The organism is Coleofasciculus sp. (assembly GCF_046539235.1).
In the GTDB taxonomy this organism is placed as follows: domain Bacteria; phylum Cyanobacteriota; class Cyanobacteriia; order Cyanobacteriales; family Coleofasciculaceae; genus Coleofasciculus.
The window spans coordinates 1-13,313 of sequence record NZ_JBKHHI010000165.1; the positions used below are offsets into that span (position 1 = coordinate 1).

The 13,313-nt window shown below is 44.8% G+C and carries 15 protein-coding genes; 6 read left to right on the plus strand and 9 right to left on the minus strand.

The features are described 5' to 3' along the window. Together ACLFWI_RS15770 and ACLFWI_RS15775 are read right to left on the minus strand one after the other, a co-directional pair. Positions 1 to 549 (minus strand): Uma2 family endonuclease (locus tag ACLFWI_RS15770; protein WP_446413711.1); only part of this gene is annotated, 549 nt, incomplete at its 3' end. Between the two features lie 399 nt (positions 550 to 948). Continuing rightward, complete coding sequence (locus ACLFWI_RS15775) at positions 949 to 1,137, minus strand: hypothetical protein (protein WP_446413712.1); 189 nt, start codon at positions 1,135 to 1,137, stop codon at positions 949 to 951. A 92-nt stretch (positions 1,138 to 1,229) separates the two neighbouring features. Between ACLFWI_RS15775 and ACLFWI_RS15780 the strand changes: the two genes are divergently transcribed. Further along, positions 1,230 to 2,030 carry a hypothetical protein gene (locus ACLFWI_RS15780; protein ID WP_446409289.1) on the plus strand — a complete coding sequence of 267 codons (801 nt, stop codon included), beginning with the start codon at positions 1,230 to 1,232 and terminating at the stop codon, positions 2,028 to 2,030. Here ACLFWI_RS15780 and ACLFWI_RS15785 read toward each other — a convergent pair. Then, on the minus strand, positions 2,027 to 2,482 hold the full coding sequence (locus ACLFWI_RS15785) for a hypothetical protein (RefSeq protein ID WP_446409290.1): 456 nt from the start codon (positions 2,480 to 2,482) through the stop codon (positions 2,027 to 2,029). The genes ACLFWI_RS15780 and ACLFWI_RS15785 overlap by 4 nt on opposite strands. A gap of 377 nt (positions 2,483 to 2,859) precedes the next feature. After that, a complete protein-coding gene (locus tag ACLFWI_RS15790; RefSeq protein WP_446334032.1) occupies positions 2,860 to 3,345 on the minus strand; it encodes an allophycocyanin in 486 nt (161 codons plus the stop codon). A 352-nt stretch (positions 3,346 to 3,697) separates the two neighbouring features. On the opposite strand from ACLFWI_RS15790, the gene rlmD reads away from it, so the two are divergent. Together rlmD and ACLFWI_RS15800 are read left to right on the plus strand one after the other, a co-directional pair. Continuing rightward, entirely contained in the window at positions 3,698 to 5,104 is a 1,407-nt protein-coding gene (gene rlmD / locus ACLFWI_RS15795; protein WP_446413713.1) for a 23S rRNA (uracil(1939)-C(5))-methyltransferase RlmD, read from the plus strand. A 706-nt stretch (positions 5,105 to 5,810) separates the two neighbouring features. After that, on the plus strand, positions 5,811 to 6,257 hold the full coding sequence (locus tag ACLFWI_RS15800) for an ATP-binding protein (protein ID WP_157453202.1): 447 nt from the start codon (positions 5,811 to 5,813) through the stop codon (positions 6,255 to 6,257). Here the strand turns inward: ACLFWI_RS15800 and ACLFWI_RS15805 are convergent. Further along, a complete protein-coding gene (locus ACLFWI_RS15805; RefSeq protein ID WP_446413714.1) occupies positions 6,254 to 6,538 on the minus strand; it encodes a DUF6439 family protein in 285 nt (94 codons plus the stop codon). The genes ACLFWI_RS15800 and ACLFWI_RS15805 overlap by 4 nt on opposite strands. 105 nt (positions 6,539 to 6,643) lie before the next feature. Here ACLFWI_RS15805 and ACLFWI_RS15810 point away from each other — a divergent pair, with 105 nt between their 5' ends. Continuing rightward, a complete protein-coding gene (locus ACLFWI_RS15810; protein ID WP_446409293.1) occupies positions 6,644 to 7,012 on the plus strand; it encodes a DUF2203 domain-containing protein in 369 nt (122 codons plus the stop codon). Positions 7,013 to 7,083: 71 nt separating this feature from the next. On the opposite strand, the gene ACLFWI_RS15815 is transcribed toward ACLFWI_RS15810, so the two are convergent. Beyond that, positions 7,084 to 7,350: a hypothetical protein gene (locus tag ACLFWI_RS15815; protein ID WP_446409294.1), complete on the minus strand. Its 267-nt coding sequence runs from the start codon at positions 7,348 to 7,350 to the stop codon at positions 7,084 to 7,086. A gap of 209 nt (positions 7,351 to 7,559) precedes the next feature. Here ACLFWI_RS15815 and asnS point away from each other — a divergent pair, with 209 nt between their 5' ends. After that, entirely contained in the window at positions 7,560 to 8,951 is a 1,392-nt protein-coding gene (gene asnS / locus ACLFWI_RS15820) for an asparagine--tRNA ligase (RefSeq protein WP_446409295.1), read from the plus strand. 686 nt (positions 8,952 to 9,637) lie between these two features. Here the strand turns inward: asnS and ACLFWI_RS15825 are convergent. The 3 genes from ACLFWI_RS15825 to ACLFWI_RS15835 form a co-directional block, all read right to left on the minus strand. Further along, entirely contained in the window at positions 9,638 to 10,405 is a 768-nt protein-coding gene (locus tag ACLFWI_RS15825; RefSeq protein WP_446413715.1) for a PEP-CTERM sorting domain-containing protein, read from the minus strand. A 126-nt stretch (positions 10,406 to 10,531) separates the two neighbouring features. Continuing rightward, positions 10,532 to 11,044, minus strand: coding sequence for a PEP-CTERM sorting domain-containing protein (locus tag ACLFWI_RS15830; protein WP_446413716.1), 513 nt, complete (start codon positions 11,042 to 11,044; stop codon positions 10,532 to 10,534). A gap of 388 nt (positions 11,045 to 11,432) precedes the next feature. Further along, positions 11,433 to 11,897, minus strand: coding sequence for a hypothetical protein (locus ACLFWI_RS15835; protein ID WP_446413717.1), 465 nt, complete (start codon positions 11,895 to 11,897; stop codon positions 11,433 to 11,435). 383 nt (positions 11,898 to 12,280) lie between these two features. Here ACLFWI_RS15835 and ACLFWI_RS15840 point away from each other — a divergent pair, with 383 nt between their 5' ends. After that, positions 12,281 to 13,072: a DUF4058 family protein gene (locus ACLFWI_RS15840; protein WP_446413718.1), complete on the plus strand. Its 792-nt coding sequence runs from the start codon at positions 12,281 to 12,283 to the stop codon at positions 13,070 to 13,072. The last annotated feature ends 241 nt before the right edge of the window (positions 13,073 to 13,313 follow it).

A 13,313-nucleotide genomic window follows, 5' to 3' on the forward strand; every position in this document is an offset into this window, starting at 1 on the left:
AATTGTCTCTCCCAGTCGATATTGCTGTTGAACATAGTCTTCACCGACTAACTGACAAACTGTAATAGTTGGCTGCTTAGGTCTACCAATGAAAGCAACGCCGCCTAAGCCTCGATAATCAACAATCCAATATTCTGGAATACCCAACAAAGCATATTCTTCCACTTTACGAGCATAATCTGTCTCCCAATTTGTACTGACCACCTCAACAATCAACTTAATCGAAGTTCCCAACGTAATCACAGGTTCTCGCTCCCATAACGGCTCATTCACTAATGCTGTCTCATCTAAAACCACGACATCAGGACGACGCGCTGTAGCTGCCTCTGTAAAAGGTCTAACAATACAGGTGCGCGGAATAAACCAGGGATGTCCTTGTCGTTCTAACTCAATACTCAGTTTACTGGCTAATTTTCCCGCGACTGTTTCATGAGGTCCAGTGGGTTCCATGTCAATTAATTCTCCATCTGCCAATTCATAGCGAGGATTGTTGCTATAGTGGGCGATAAATTCCTCAAAACTTAGGAGTTGAGATGAAGTATAAACCATAGGTTAACCTCTGAGTATATTGACAACTTGTTATACCAAATCTCGGTTAACTACCCATTCTTCCCTACCGCAGCTTAGGGGTGATTAATTCGGTAGGGACACGATACTATCGTGTCCTGATCTAACTTATTTGATGAATTAGATTCAGCAAAGCATTGTATAATATAGCAATCCTAAATAAGATGCAACAAGCGAAATGCTCGAAACCCAGGTATAGCAAGGGTTTCATTTTTGAAAATTGCCACAACCTAAATAGGATTGCTATATAGCTTTCAGATTAATGCAGCAAGCTCTATAATAGGGTAGGGCATTGCCGTGCCCCTACCGCAGATTAGGGGTAATTGATTCAGTAGGGACACGATACTATCGTGTCCTGAGCTAACGTTCGACGTTCTTCTGTCAATGTTTAGACGGGAGGGGACGGTTCTCAAAGTTAGGATACTTGGCATCAACTTGATCAGCTTTTTTAGCAATCCAGTTAAAGAAAAAATGAGCCAGTTTTAACTGCCTAAAAATCTGCGGCGGATCAGACAAATAAGTCGTGGGTAATTCTTGTCCCATTTCTTTAAACACCAACCCTAGCGGCACATTGATTTTATCCTGAAGTTGCAGACAACAATATTACTATGGTTTATTGAGTAGAGGGCGACCCAACCTAATTGAATGGATATTGACAAAAAATGCTGACCCAATCTCCTCAACCCCTACGCCAATCTCTCATTCCTTCCCTAATTGCCCTCCTCTGTATCGTCGCCGTGGGGGGGTTGCAAATTCCCCAACTCAATCAACTCCAAGGCAAAGGCAAAACTCCGTCTCCCCTAGAACTGCAACGCCAAATCGAAGCCGAAACGGTACGCCTAAATCTCCTCCAGAAAGTACCAACATTCGGATTTGATAACCTAGTAGCCGATTGGGTTTTTCTCAATTTCCTGCAATACTTTGGTGATGATGAAGCTCGTGATGTCACTGGTTATGAACTTAGCCCAGAATATTTTGAAGTGATTCTAGCCCGTGACCCCCGTTTCTTAGACGCCTACTTTTTCCTTTCAGGTAGCACGTCCCTCTATGCTGCCATGCCAGATCGGGCAGTAGAACTGATGGAAGAAGGACTCCGGCAACTTTCTCCCCAAGTCCCCCCCAAATCCTATTACATCTGGCGCTATAAGGCAATTGACGAACTGTTATTCCTCGGTGACGCCCAAGCCGCCCGCCAATCCTTTGAGAAAGCCGCAGAATGGGCAAGCACTTATGAAGATGAAGAAAGTCAGTATATTGCCTCAATTTCCCGCCAAACCTCTCAGTTTCTTGCCCGCAATCCCTCAAGCAAATCAGCCCAAGTCAGTGCTTGGTCAATGGTGCTACAAAACGCCATGGACGATCGCACTCGTCAACGTGCCATTAATCAGATTGAAGCACTCGGCGGTAAAGTCGTCACCACCCCAGAAGGTGCTGTGAAAATTCAACTCCCACAAAGCGATTAAAAAAAACTGCTGACGATCTGTTGTGCGATTATGCCTAACCCATAACCCACCAGGGAAAAGACGACCAACACACTAAAGGCTTGCCATTCGCCAAACTTGGCAACTTGCAAATCTAACCGCACTAACGCCCCGGCTGATAGCAGCACCAGAATCCGGACAAAAACATGTATCCAGGAGAGAATCAACACCGCCAAAAAAGCGCCCACAATCACGGAAATAAAAGCGCGAGTATCTGACTTCAGCCAACCGCTGTAAACGCTCTGAATCAGCGTCAGTGGGGCAGTTAGGGCTAAATCAATAAATAGGATATATATTGCCCCCATCAGCCACAACACCCAAGGTCTATCCGCATCTGCGATTAACTCAGAAGCCGCGATCAACCAGCCAAAGACGCAATGGGTGGCGAACAAGATCGATAAGGAAGTCCAAGGCAGTTTTTTGACAAACAACATAGCCTAGAGCCTCGGTTGGTGTAATACATCTCGCCTCACAAGCAAACAGGACAATTGGCTACGATCAAGTTCACAACCAATCGCTGATCGAGATCGCAATCCTCAGGCGGGTTAATTTTGCATACTAGCTAATGACTGAACTCTAGCCGAGTCATCAATAGGGAACACACAAATAGCCGACAGGTTCTCCCCATAGAGACTGTCGGTTTTTTATACTTGATCATCAAGGATTTGTCAATAAATCATTGATGATTGGTGAGATGAGGCGGTGATTGGGAAAATTGGGAATCTATACTTATGAGCAAAATGCTTCCCCATCCCGAATCCCGAATCACCAATCCAAAGGTGACCTGATGACCAAGTAATGTTGTATCGAGTCAGGACATCGATTGAATGATGTAATCAAAGTAGGGAGCCGCTTCCATGGCATCTTCCTGACTCAGCAACTCCAAGGAAGCATTTTTGAGGCAACGAATCGATTCAACCATTCCGGCGACGGGGACACCAAGAGAGTTATACATCTCCTTGACCCCAATCAAACCAATTTTTTCAATCGGTTCCTTGCCTCCAGCCAGAACACCATAGGTAATCAATCGCAAATACCAGCCATAGTCCCGTAGGCATAGCGATCGCTGGCGTTCCCCATAAGCATTGCCTCCTGGTGAGATAAAGTCAGGACGCTTTTGCCATAGCTGCTTACTGGCTTCCTGGACAATCTTCTTTTCATTTTCTGCTAGGGTGGAAGCGATACGCATCCGTTGCTCACCCGTCTGCAAAAAGGCTTTAATACCCATCAGTTCACCGGAGCTGGGATACCGCAGCTCGTCGTCGGCTTTGAGGATAACTTGGCTAACTACGCTCATCTTATTGGGTTAACTTAGATAACATTTGTAGTTTAGCGACTCAAGCTACAACAAATAAAGTCAGTTGAGCGAAAAGTTTTCGGTTGAGACGCGGCGCACAGGTTCAGGGGTACACAGGTGCACAGGTGCAGTAACCAGAGTTAGCGGTCGCAAGAAGTAAAAAGTCAAGTGTAGGGGCGGGTTTAGGGACTAATGCTAATTAAGACCAATAACTGAGCAACAAAACCCGCCCTGGCTTAAGAGCCGATAACTGAGCAATAAAACCCGCCCCTCTTAGCCATCCCTTATACGGCTCTTTGTAACAATCTGGCAATCCCTTTAGTCACTATTCACACATCTACATTTTACTTTTATGGATCACTCTGTCTCCTCGCCCCCTCGTCCCCCCGTTTCCCCTGATCAGTGGCAACAAGGTCAACTGGTGGAACTAACAATCGCAGACCTAAATGATCGTGGTGATGGTGTCGGACGGTTGGGGAATCGCGTCGTTTTTGTCCCCAATACAGTGACTGGGGATCATGTCCGAGTCAGGCTGGTGCGCGTCAAACCCAATTACGCGATCGCGAAACTGGATCAACTTCTCGAACCCTCTCCCCATCGCATTCGCCCCCACTGCATCGTGGCAGATAAATGTGGCGGTTGTCAGTGGCAGCATGTTGATCCCCAGTATCAGCGAGCAGTCAAAGAAAATCTGATAGAGCAAGCCTTAACTCGTATCGGCGGCTTCAATTCCATCGAAATCGCCCCGATTTTAAGCGCTGACTCTCCCCTAGCTTACCGGAACAAAGCCACCTATCCGATGCAGCGATCGTCTTCGGGTCAAGTTCAAGCTGGGTATTACCAGAAAGGGACGCATCAGCTAATTAACCTGAATCAATGCCCGGTTCAAGATAATCGCTTAAATCCCCTGTTAGCCCAAATAAAGCAGGATATTCAGCAACAAGGTTGGTCAATCTACAACGAACGGCGTCATCAAGGGCGGTTGCGTCACCTGTCACTGCGGATTGGACGCCGAACTGGGGAAATGCTTTTAACCTTAGTCACAACTGATGCCAATTTAACCAATCTGGACACCCAAGCCCAAACCTGGCTTGATCGCTATCCTAACCTGGTGGGTGTTTGCGTGAATGTGAATCCCCACCGTACCAATGTCATTTTCGGTGATCAAACCCATTGTGTTCGAGGGCAATCGTATCTGCGGGAGATATTCGCGGATTTAGAGTTTCAATTAAGACCTGATACCTTTTTCCAAATCAACACCGAAGCCGCAGAAGCCTTGTTCAATGTCATTCGGCAAAAGCTGGCACTCCAAGGAACAGAATATCTCGTCGATGCCTATTGTGGCATTGGTACATTTACCCTACCCTTAGCCAAACAGGTCGATCAGGCATTGGGGATCGAAGTGCAAGGGACAGCCGTGGAGCAAGCCCAAATCAATGCCCAGATTAATGGGATTACCAATGTCACCTTTGAGACAGGAACAGTGGAAACCGTGCTGCCGCAACTGGGGATCACGCCAGATATCGTATTACTTGATCCACCACGCCAGGGTTGCAACCCCCAAGTGATGGAAACCCTGCTGTCAGTTATGCCTCAACGCCTTGTCTACATTAGCTGCAAGCCAGCCACCCTAGCACGGGATCTTAAACGCCTCTGTCATCTGGGCGGCTACCAATTAACCCATGTTCAACCAGCAGACTTCTTTAGCCAAACACCCCATGTTGAGTGCGCGGCTTTCTTGGAAAAACAGGAGGGATGAGGGAGTTATAGCAACCGCCATGGCTGTTAGGACACATCATTTATGTAGAGACGTTGCATGCAACGTCTCTACAATGGTGCCGAACGTCCTAATCGATGTGTCTATTGCTATATCAGTTATCAGTGAGCAGTTATCAGGAGCAGGGGGAGCAGGGGAAGATGGGGAAGTTAACTCAAAATTCTACCTTACCTGTTACCTGTTGCCTGTTGCCTGTTGCCTGTTGCCTGTTGCCTGTTGCCTGTTACCTGTTGCCTGTTCCCTGTTCCCTAACGAATGACGAATCCCCAATTTACCCTCATTTAAGACAAAGCTCTGGTGTTTAAAGGAGAGTTTCGATACAATAGTAAATAAATTCCATTCTCTAACTAATGAGAGAGAAAAACTACCCCTTAGAGGCAAATTTGACTTATCATACCACAATCTACCAATCAATGGGCAGTAGTTGAAAGTATTCACCACAACCATAAGAAGCTCACCAAGCTGCTGATGTTCAGAGAAACTCAAGATTGAGCATGAGGATTCTACAAAATTCGATCAGCGCATTCTAAAGATTAGGGTGCTAGTATACAAAATCTGGACAAACCTTTATTATAACTCATACCTGATTGTGGAAAGTCTGGTTTGAGAAAAATGAGATCAAAAAACACGGCAATAGCCCGTGTCATGCATCCAGTCCACCAACGAAAAGTTAGGGGTTTTTTAAGTGATTGCTGTATCATCTTTGCGCCCAGTTGAACGCAACTGGGGAACAATTAGCTTTGCTTCTACCCTTTACCTATGCCCAATTCTCGACCTACTTGTCGAACAAATTCCGCGCAAGTGGCGACCAGAGATCCGACTTGGACTCCAAGAGGCATTGGTCAATGCGGCAAAGCACGGCAATAATTTAGACCCGAGTAAGACCGTAATGGTTCACTTTTGTGTCATCAATGACGAATATTGGTGGATAATCTCAGATCAAGGTCCTGGCTTTTCTCCGCCTTGTCGTCAAGGCAATTCGGACGACGGTTTGCCCCATGATGAATCAGAAAATGGTAGAGGGTTATGCCTCCTCTACCAAATTTTCGATCAAGTTCACTGGAATCCCCAAGGGACTGAACTGCGAGTGTGTAAACACATGAAGAGTCGATCAAGGTTACCCTTGATTCCCTAGCGATCGCGATTTCCATGGGTTTTTCCATGGGTTGGGCAAGGGGGGGCTGAGATCGAGTGATCCAGCCATCCTGACGCCTGACGTAACCGAGCTAAAGCTTCCTCTGGCTGTTCTTTGAGCAAAAAGACTAAAGCCGCCGCTGCTTGTTCCTTGGCTCTAGCTGGGCGATTCGACTTTAATCGATGCCAATCTTGGGGCGTAATTGCTAAGCGTTCTGCCAAGGCTTGGGCAAGTTCCAGGGTACTGGCTTCTTTGAGACTATCGGTTTTTGTCAATTGCATCGGTCTAGATATAAATTTGTTAAGCTAATCCCACGGCTGAATCCCCTGGGGTTTCGTGTTCGATTGTATCTCTTTTTTCGCCCATCGACTGTTACCTGTTCCCTTATGAGTGCTGATTCTGATCCCAATCAGCAAAATCTAGATGCTGACGAATTTGAGCAAGCGTTATCTGAGGTCGAGCGATCGCTGGAAGCTCTCAAAGAGCGCTATGCACAAGTCCAACGGGATCAGCAGCGACAAGCCCAGCTTCAGCACCGTCGCGAGCAAATTAGACAATCGCCACGTCAAATCCGTAATCAACCCGCTTTGAAAGCTGAACTCCGGCAAATTAAAGAGCAGCTTGACACCATTGAACTCAATCTAGAGAGTCAACTTTTTTCCTGGAGTTCCTTTAAAGAACCCTTTTGGCAAGCCGTTCGCTTCGGGGGACTGGGGATTGCGATCGGCTGGTTGCTCAAATCTTGTGCCGGTTAAGCACCTCCCCCAACCTTGTCGGGGCGATCCACTGACATCAATTAACAACCTGTAGGGGCGACCCGCCTGCATCAATTAACAACCCCAGTCAGCTCAATGGTATCGGGTCGCCCTCCACTCAATGTCCTCGCCTCACCCTCTTCTCCTTGCCAATTGGCGACAAAACCCTTCACAATAGTTAACGAACCGCCCAATCTGCCCATCCTGTTTCTACCCGGATTTCTCGTCGCCGAGCCTGAAGGATTGATCCACAGCAAGGCAGTGGAGATATTGATCGCCGGCTCATGACCAATCCCCCATTCATTTGGAAAAATAATTGATCCTATATTGTTTTGCATTGATCCCCAACTTGAATTTGAATAACACTGACTTTAGAGTTTGTAGTAAGCGCTTAAGCGCTTCTGTCACGCTTCGTGCCTAGTACAGACCCAGCTTAAGTCAGTGCCATTCATCTTAATTCCTATTCAACTGAGGCTAAAAAAAGCTGAATGAATCGTTCAGGTATGGGCAAGCTTGGTTGGACTGATTCTGATAAACTGTCAAAACTATGCAAAAGAAACCGATCGCACAACTTTTACGCACGGGTCAGCCGGATGAAACTGTGACCATCCAGGGCTGGGTACGCACGAAACGAGAACTTAAAGAGTTTGCCTTTATGGAGGTGAATGATGGCTCCTGCTTGGCAAATTTGCAAGTCATCCTCAATCCCGACGTACCCGATTATCAAACGATTCTCCAACAGGTCAACACTGGGGCGTCTGTAGAAGTTGCTGGCGTATTGGTGCCGTCTCCGGGAAAAGGACAACGAATTGAATTGAGGGCAAATTCGGTGCAGGTGTATGGGGAAGCCGATCCCGCCACTTATCCGCTACAGAAAAAACGCCATTCCTTTGAATTTTTGCGAACCATTGGGCATCTGCGATCGCGCACCAATACGATCGGTGCTGTGTTACGGGTGCGTAACGCCTGTGCTAGTGCTATCCACCAATTCTTTCAGGAACGGGGGTTTTTGTGGATTCACAGCCCGATTATCACCGCTAGCGATTGTGAAGGGGCGGGAGAACTGTTTACCGTCACCAATCTCAACCTCAACGAGATTCCCAAAACCGAAGACCAATTGGTCGATTTTAGCCAAGACTTCTTTGGACGCCAAGCCTACCTGACGGTGAGTGGGCAACTGCAAGCCGAGGTGATGGCGATGACATTTGGGAATGTGTATACCTTTGGTCCGACATTCCGGGCGGAAAATTCTAATACCTCCCGCCATTTAGCCGAGTTTTGGATGGTGGAACCGGAAATGGCGTTCTGTGATTTACAGGGCGATATGGACTTGGCGGAAGAGTTTCTCAAGTATGTATTCTCCTCGGTACTAGAGAACTGTCCCGAAGACATGGAATTTTTCAATAAGCGGATAGATAATAGCGTTCTGGCAACGGCGGAAAATATTATCAACAATCAGTTTGAGCGGATTACCTATACTGATGCGATCGCGCAATTAGAAAAAGCTGACCGTAAATTTGAGTATCCGGTTGAGTGGGGGACAGATTTACAGTCGGAACACGAGCGCTATTTGGCAGAGGAATTATTTCAGAAACCCGTTATAGTCAGCGACTACCCTGTAGGGATCAAGGCATTCTATATGCGTTTGAACGAGGACGGCAAAACCGTCGCCGCCATGGATGTGCTAGCACCCAAGATTGGGGAAATTATCGGCGGTTCCCAACGGGAGGAACGCCTCGATGTTCTCCAGCAGCGCATCCAGAATCAGGGGATGAATCCAGAGGATTTGTGGTGGTATCTAGACTTACGGCGCTATGGTACTGTTGCCCATGCGGGGTTTGGTTTAGGATTTGAGCGATTGGTACAGTTTATGACGGGGATGGGAAATATACGAGATGTGATTCCCTTCCCCCGCACACCCTTGAGTGCCGAATTTTAAGTTGAGTGACATCTCCTACACCAACCTAGACTGCACCCACAGTGAGGGCATTCATGTCAACGAACGTGCAACTTTTTAGGAGCTTTATCGCCACAATTTTAATTTCAGGGACAGCTTTGTCTTCCAGGGAAAGCGTTATCCTGATAGCTGATAACTTACAAGCGATAGTTTAAGGAATTGGCGCTATTGTAATCCTTGCCAGTTGGGTGTTTTACTGAAAAACAATTCAGTGATTAATTCGCGATCGCGTTCGGGGTTTTCACCGATTATCGCTTTGCAGTAATATTCCCCGGTGACAGCTAATCTTAACCTATAAAACAACGGCTTAACAATACTTTCAGCCTTTTCAGACCCGCTTCATACCAGGAAACCGCGTCCCCTGGTTTATCGCTTTGGGATTATTTAGATTTATAAGTTTTGCTTGGGCATATTTCCCGCGATCGCCGGAATCCTCGATAATCAGTTCTTATGTCACTGTGACAACAATTGTGCTGGTGTGAGTTAGACCAATACTGTGCCTGCTTTTAAAAAGCGATCACATTTTTCAATATACTAAATCCCCCAGATTGTCGATGGTCTGGGGGTTGATTTTACTGTTTCAATTTTCGGGATTTTTCTAAAGTAAACTGCCATCAACAATTTACTTCTTTAATTTTTTGTCAGTCAGACTTCATTCTAGGTAGTCATTAGCTTTTCTTCTTTTTAGAAGACTCTCGCTTGAGTAAGACTCCAAAACCTAGTGCTGTTGCTGAACCAAGGATAGTAAGGGGTTCAGGAATTTCTTTTATACTACCTGAAATGCTACCTCCGTTAGAGTCTACATTTCCTTCTACAGTAATTCTAACATCATCTATATCTGTGCTAGCCTCACCTTCCGCCTCCCAAGTTCCCTCAGCAAAATCATAGTATATATCAACGCCTAAATTTGTATCATCACCATCATAATCAAACATTCCAGACACGTCAAAGTTACCATCAGAATCGTAGTCAAAGCCTATACTTCCAGAATAATCATCCGTTCCAAAGTCATCTGTCACTGAACCATTAAAAGACCATTGTCCACTGCCAGCATCACCCCATCCATATGAAAACCCGAGCTGAAACATCGTATCATTATCTAAGCGTATACCTGATAATTGACCTTCTATAGTGTCAGTAGATGTGAAGATGCCTGAAGATTCAAAAGATACATCCTTACCGAGATAGCTACCACTCCCTGTCGAATTAAATCCGTCAGAGTTAAATGAACCCTCAAAATTAATTGTGCTATTCAAGTCATTACCAAACTTAGTAAATAAAATAGTCTTTGTAAATATATTTGTATTAATTTGTGCCAAAGCACTTCTCTCAGGTTGAGTTAATAAAGCAGCTTTCGCTGGTTGAGATTTTATTACCCCCATACTCAGGACTATACAAACCGAAGCTAATGAAAAACATTGAAAATCCTTGTTCATGATTACTATCCTTAAAGAACCTGTGACTGATCAGAGTAAGTTGTACAATGTCATTTTTCGGGATTTTTGAGAGAGTAAAGCGCTGATAGCAGTTTACTTGTTTTATTTTTTGTCAGTCCTACTTCATTAGCTTTTCTTCTTTTTAGAAGACTCTCGCTTGAGTAAGGCTCCAAAACCTAGTGCTGTTGCTGAACCGAGGATGGTTAAAGGCTCAGGGACTATCGTAGCACCTCGACCGACTACCCTTGTTACACCATTAGATGTTCTAATAACCTCTCCAGTCCTGAAGTTTATATTATCAAAATCGGTTGATAAACTTTGTAGATTACCGTTTTCATCAAGCACTGCATTTATTACATTTCGCTGCGTTCCTTCTTCAATCATAATAGTTGATCCTTCCAGTAAAAATAAGCCTTCATCATTAAAGTTCAAATTGAAATTAACCCTAACATTTTCAACATTATCATCATGGATAAAGTCAAACCTATATACACCTGTTAAAGTTGCTGAAAGTGCAGGAATAGACGTAAAAAGCAAGCCGATCCCCACAAACATGGTTGCGCTTAAAGCCAGCCCAAATCTCTGTAATTTTGGTCTAAAGTTACAGGTTATTTTATCTGTTGCACTAATGAGTTTCATAAGAATAATATTATCAAGTGCTGAGTTGAATTTTCTTGAGATACCACTATAGCAGCCCTAAATAGGATGCAACAAGTGAATAGCTTGAAACACAGGCATAGTAATGGTTTAAGCTTTGAAAATTGCTACAACTTAAATAGGATTGCTATATTCTGAGCAATCCTATAACATTTGGTCTACTTTGTCAATATGTAAATTTAATCTGTGTTGTGCCAACTCATTTTTTTCAGATCAGGTTAACAGATTTTGCCATGCTTATTGCTTGTTACTTTTTAAAAACTGAGTTTTTAAAAAGCGATCGGCAGTCAGTTGTTAATTGAATGAATTGTAATGACTGTGGTTCGGTGTAGGGTTTCAGCGATTTGGCGAGTGGTGTCGATTAGTCGATTCAATCGCTGTCAACCTCCTTAAAACTATCGCGCTCGAAAACTGGGAATTGTACCCCGGTATCATCACGCATAAACAGCCAGCCCGTCGATAAAGGCGGATTGGGAGCATCAATTAATACAGCTTTCACCCAACCTGTTTCTTGACAGACCAAGTAAGTTTTACCAATTTCCCCCATATCCTTTTGATCTTCATCATCTGACTGTGCCAATTCTGCCCCGCTGGTGATTTCCTCTTGTACCAGTTGTGAGTTATCCGCCTGGGTTTCATTCTCCTCAACGTAGACACCCCCCTGATTATTTGCACCTGTCAGTTCTACCGAAACCTCCTGTTTACAAGAGATTGAAGGATTTACCTTTTTTTGTTCGTTTGAATTTGTCAGTGAAGTATTAATTTTGCTCTCAGTTAAACTGTCAGTTTCTTGTGATTCAGTTATTTCAATGGTTATAGACTTTCTAACTGACACTTTATCAGGTATAGGGGGGGACTTCCCTCTATCTTGATAGATTCAATCTCTGGCTTGTTATCACAGAATTTTTTTGTTCATAATCATAGGGATTAAATATGCCATAGACCTTGTTTCGTTTTCCTGTGCCTGATGGACGCTTGGTAATCAGTCTCCGTTTGAACAATCGTCCTAATGCCTAATACACACTATCCTTTTTCTGGGGAGGGATACCTAATGACTCAGATATCTCTACCTGTTCAAATTACCACTTGGTTGCAAACTCATCCGTATTAAGCGAAGACGGATTTAATTAATCTGTCTGATGCCGCCAATTCCCATCGCCACCGTAAAACGACGATAAAATTTAAGGAATGAGAATCGAATGCTGAGGAGGGACTTTTATGCCAAACCCTTTTCCGGGGATGAACCCTTACCTAGAACATCCTGAAATCTGGCCCGGAGTCCATCACTGGCTAATTGTTGAATTAGCTAGGTCACTTTCTCCTCAACTGCGCCCAAAATACAGAGCAGCGGTTGAGGTGCGTCTGTATGAAACCATTGGCGAACAATCCCTACTGATTGGTATTCCTGATTTAACGGTCAAACGTTCACAGGCGACAACGAAACAGCCGATGAGTAATGTTGCTGTCGCCCCATCTCCAACTCAACCTCAGAGGGTACAAGTTCCTTTACCGGAAACAATTAAGCAAGGTTATTTAGAAGTCCGAGAAGTCGCCACGGGTGAAGTTGTCACCGTCATTGAGATACTCTCTCCGATTAATAAACGTTCGGGAGAAGGACGCGATAAATACGAAACTAAACGAAATAAAATCTTCGGCAGTTCAACTCATTTAGTGGAAATTGATTTACTGCGGAAGGGACAACCTATGCTAGTTTATCACAGCAATGGTCAAACTCATTATCGAATCTTAATCAGTCGAGGGGACTGTCGCCCTCAAGCTGATTTGTATGCCTTTAATTTACCCGATAGGATTCCTTCATTTCCCTTACCATTGAAGTCTGAAGATCAGGAACCTTTAGTCGATTTACAGGTATTGTTGAGTAATGTGTACGACCAGGCAAGTTATGATTTGGCAATCGATTATACTCAAGAACCCGTACCGCCATTGTTGGCAGATGATCGGGTTTGGGTTAATACATTGTTAACCGAGCAACAACTGCGATCGCACTAGCAGGGAAAGCTGTCGCAATTCTGACTTATTTTTATGACTAACTGTGGTTGCTGGACTAATGAGGGCAATTCATGAATTGCCCCTAAGTAGGTTGGTGGAAATAAACTCAACCTTATGAAGTTATGTTAACAAGCCTCAAACCCTTACAAATGACGAATGACGTAGCTTGCTTCTCGCGAAGCGAGTATGACGAATGACGAATGACGAATGACGTAGCTTGCTTCTCGCGAAAGCGAGTTCC